This is a genomic window from Rhodopseudomonas sp. BR0C11 (assembly GCF_010820945.1).
GTDB lineage: Bacteria > Pseudomonadota > Alphaproteobacteria > Rhizobiales > Xanthobacteraceae > Rhodopseudomonas > Rhodopseudomonas palustris_H.
Genome location: NZ_QTKI01000868.1, coordinates 1 through 411, shown reverse-complemented (window position 1 = coordinate 411; position 411 = coordinate 1). Strand labels below are relative to the sequence as shown.

At 66.4% G+C, this 411-nt stretch carries 1 protein-coding gene; it reads left to right on the top strand.

Annotated elements, in window-relative coordinates:
• Nucleotides 1-50 precede the first annotated feature (50 nt).
• A partial coding sequence (locus DYI24_RS27860; RefSeq protein ID WP_246701410.1) for a HisA/HisF-related TIM barrel protein occupies nt 51-411 on the top strand: 361 nt, incomplete at its 3' end.

Genomic DNA, 411 nt, shown 5'->3' with positions numbered 1-411 from the left:
CCCCCAACCCCGACCCTCCCCCGCAAGGGGGGAGGGAGTGAGTGTTTCCGATGATTCTCTTCCCCGCGATCGATCTCAAGAACGGCCAGTGCGTGCGGCTCGAACAGGGCGACATGGCGCGCGCCACCGTGTTCAATCTCGATCCCGCCGCCCAGGCGCAGAGCTTTGCGGCGCAGGGCTTCCAGTATCTGCACGTCGTCGATCTCGACGGCGCGTTTGCCGGCAAGCCGATGAACGCCCACGCGGTCGAAGCGATGCTGAAGGTGGTCAAGATGCCGGTGCAGCTCGGCGGCGGCATCCGCGACCTGAAGACGATCGAAGCCTGGCTGTCCAAGGGCATCGCCCGCGTCATCATCGGCACCGCCGCGGTGCGAGATCCGGCGCTGGTGAAGGAAGCCGCCAAGGCCTTTC